Genomic DNA, 3,055 nt, shown 5'->3' with positions numbered 1-3,055 from the left:
CTTCAGCCCACGACTAGTGGGAACTGTCGTGGGCGGAAGCCCACTCCCACCGAGCCCATCCCCACAGGGCTAAGTCGCCGGATTCGCCAGGATGAACTGAATCAACGCCTCCGACTTGGGCGACCCCGGCTGCCACATGTTCCCCAGCACGCCCCAGCTTCCGAAGCGGCCCGGCTGGCCCGTGCTGGTGAGATGCACGAACAAGTCGCCGCCCGCCGCCTGAAGCCTGTCCTGAGCGGAGCCGAAGGGGCGGGACTACGAGCGTTTAACTTAATGGCAGCGAAGCGGAGCTTGGGAACGTTCGGAAAGGCTAATCATGTCGGCCATGCCGCTCGCCGCGTTCCGATTTTTGGTCATGGCCCTCATTCTCGCGGCCGTCGTCATCCCGGCCATGCCGCTCGCCGCGCTCCGATTTTTGGTCATGGCCCTCATTCTCGCGGCCACCATCATCGTCGCCCCCACGGGAACCGCCGGTGCTGGTCGAACTACCGCAGCCGGAACGGGCCACCTTCTTGGAGGCCGCCAAGCCATTGATCTCTACGCGCACGGAGCAGGGCGAGGCGTCCTGGCCCAGGTCGCCCATGAAGGTCCAGCCACCGTTTTTGTTGACATTGGCTGACCCTAACAAAGCGCTGGTATCGCCATCCCATACATTGACGGCCAAACCGGCGGGTGCCTTGCCTTTGGTCAAGCCCAGCTTGCCCGCAACGGACAGCTTGCCGGCCTTGTTATTCCAAGCGGCCTTCTGCACCAGCAGGCGAGTGATGGACGCATCGCCGCCGCCAGCGGCATTGACAGAAATGCTGACGGTCTCGGTGGTGCTGGCCGGGGTGCCGAAGTCGTCTGTCGCCGTCACGGTGAGGAGGTAGGGCGCGGAAGGCGTGCTGACTTGAGCGGCGGTCGGGGTCCAGGTGAACAGGCCGGTGGACGGGTCGAAGCTGCCACCCAAGGACAGCGGTTGACCGGCGGCGCTCAGGGTGATCGTGTCGCCGTCCTTGTCGCTGGCCGTGACCTTGAAGCTCAAGGGCGTGCCGACATAGGCGTTCTGATCGGCGATGGGCGCGATGACCGGCGGATTATTCACCGTGGCGGAGGTCGCGGCCACCTGGATGGTGACGGAGGCTCGGCTGGTCAAGGGTGCCGTGCCGTTGGTGGGCTGGTCGGTGGCCGCAAAGTTCACGATGACCGTCGGCGTCACGGCGGCGGTGCCGATATCCGGCGTCCAGCCAAATTGGCCGGTGGCCGCGTTGAAGCTCGCGCCCTGCGGAAGGTTGCTCGCCGCCAGCGTGACCGCGTTCTTATCGGGATCGGTGGCCCCGACTGTCAGCCTGAGTAATTTCCCTTCCACGGCATTGGCGGAGGCGGCGACGCTGACCACCGGTGCCTTATTCGTCGGCGTGGCGGCGGCCTTGCAGAAATAATTCAGGTAAGTGGGGTTGGCGGGCGCGTTGCGGAGGTTTCGGAAGGGCGTCTTATTGCCATGGCAGGTATCACAGTTCAGCAAGGAAGGCGTCGGTGCCGGCCTGCCCGCGTTGGCGCACCAAGCCGCCACATCGTTGGAGTAGCCGGACCGGGCCAGCGCGTCGCCCGCGCCCGCCATGCCCAACAGGGCTAGCGGCAGCGCGGCGAGTTTTTTTCTGGAGCCGACGGCGGTCGCTTGCCACACCCGCAACGTCCGGTGGTTTGAATGATTCATGGCTGACTCCTGAATGGATTGTGGGTGATTCTGCTTGGGGCCGATGTGGCCGCTGGGTGGTCGCCACTTATAAAGCATTCATCGAGCCAACTATCTAACCGTTTGAAAATGCTTGTAAATAACCAAGACGCCGGGTTTTTCCGGCCATTCCATGGCTGCGGTACTGCAAAAAATGACGGCAATTTTCGTATGAAAAGCGCCCGTTCGTTGGTTCCCACGCGCCGTGTGGGAACAAGCGAAAAAAAACGGGCATGTCGCCATGCCCGTTTCTGTGCTTTTTAATATGCCGCCTGCGAACTCGTATTATCCATAAAGCGATGTCATGATTAATCCATCCTCGAAATCAATCGTTACCCGAAAGCGGCGAAAGAAATCCAATCAACGCATCAATACCCCAAGACGGCTCAAAATCCGTTCTAGGCGCTCCGGCATCCAGAATCCCCGCCACGCTGTGCGACGCCCCATTTGAACCGGTCACGCTGAATTCCAAATGGATGTGGTGCCTGCCAGTGTCAAACGCCGTGCGATTTTCCAGCATGGCTTCTCAATCCAGAAAAATTAGATTCGCCGGTATACCGAAACGCTGTCGGTTTATTTAATTTGGGCAAGCGATAGACCGTATCTTTTTGTTTTGAATGCCGGTCAACGATACCCGCCAAAATATGGCCGGAGGCGTCTAGGTCGAAATCGGTAATCAGTAACCATTCTTCTGGATACTGGGTTTTCATTTCTTGCCATGTGAGTTTGTTCATAATTGTCGCCTTCGACCGTGGGTATTTTGGTCCACATAGGATGTGCCGACGAAGGTGGCGCATCGGTTGCGATTATTGACGCAGCGCCTTAGTTAGGGCGCGTTATGTGGCCCAAGAAAACGCTCGCCATTGAAATGAATTAGATGTGACGGTGCATCAGCCACCCATACCTCGGTTTCCCAAGCGATTTCAGGAAGGTATCGCGCCATGATTGCCCGATTCGGGAAAGCGGTCACATAGACCAGTCCGGCAGCCGATCCGGCAAATAGCTTGGCAAGCTCGGCGTGCCGCTTGCCATCGACTGGCCCGTGACTGGTGACAGACTCCACCAGTAGCAGCCAATTTTTCTCGGTGTAGTGCAACACCACGTCGGGCATCTTGCCGTGTGAATCCACATCGACACCCAGTCCGGCCAGCAGGGCGGCATCGAAGTAACCCCACTTGTCGCCCGTGTCGCCGACATAGACCAGTACGCTACCCGGCGCGAAGCGCGGGGCGAAGCCCTCGACGATGGCCCGGATCAGTTCGCTATGCTCTCCGGGACTGAGAGTGATTTGCTGGCCCGGTGCGATCTCAACCGGGATGCGGCTCTGCTCGCGTTCCTTGG

5 protein-coding genes are annotated in these 3,055 nt (G+C 59.9%); all 5 read right to left on the bottom strand.

The genetic code is table 11. The features are described 5' to 3' along the window. Positions 1-69: 69 nt before the first annotated feature. The gene (locus tag ACXWUF_RS21305) at positions 70-204 is read right to left on the bottom strand and encodes a hypothetical protein (protein ID WP_458496550.1); all 135 of its coding nucleotides are present in this window, start codon (positions 202-204) and stop codon (positions 70-72) included. Positions 205-310: 106 nt separating this feature from the next. Further along, positions 311-1,696, bottom strand: a complete 1,386-nt coding sequence (locus tag ACXWUF_RS21300; protein ID WP_458496549.1) for a putative Ig domain-containing protein — start codon at positions 1,694-1,696, stop codon at positions 311-313. 343 nt (positions 1,697-2,039) lie between these two features. Continuing rightward, positions 2,040-2,234: a hypothetical protein gene (locus ACXWUF_RS21295; RefSeq protein ID WP_458496548.1), complete on the bottom strand. Its 195-nt coding sequence runs from the start codon at positions 2,232-2,234 to the stop codon at positions 2,040-2,042. Continuing rightward, on the bottom strand, positions 2,209-2,448 hold the full coding sequence (locus tag ACXWUF_RS21290; protein WP_458496547.1) for a hypothetical protein: 240 nt from the start codon (positions 2,446-2,448) through the stop codon (positions 2,209-2,211). The genes ACXWUF_RS21295 and ACXWUF_RS21290 overlap by 26 nt, the downstream gene beginning before the upstream one ends. Positions 2,449-2,540: 92 nt before the next feature. Continuing rightward, the coding region (locus ACXWUF_RS21285; RefSeq protein WP_458496546.1) for a BsuBI/PstI family type II restriction endonuclease at positions 2,541-3,055 on the bottom strand (515 nt) is incomplete at its 5' end.

Source organism: Methylomagnum sp. (genome assembly GCF_054333355.1).
Note: the sequence above shows the minus strand (reverse complement) of the source record. Positions and strands in the feature narration are given on the sequence as shown.

Excerpts from the sequence above, each read along its gene's own strand:
- ACXWUF_RS21290 (WP_458496547.1), bottom strand. The coding sequence starts at position 2,448 with ATGAACAAACTCACATGGCAAGAAATGAAAACCCAGTATCCAGAAGAA.
- ACXWUF_RS21300 (WP_458496549.1), bottom strand. The coding sequence starts at position 1,696 with ATGAATCATTCAAACCACCGGACGTTGCGGGTGTGGCAAGCGACCGCC.
- ACXWUF_RS21295 (WP_458496548.1), bottom strand. The coding sequence starts at position 2,234 with ATGCTGGAAAATCGCACGGCGTTTGACACTGGCAGGCACCACATCCAT.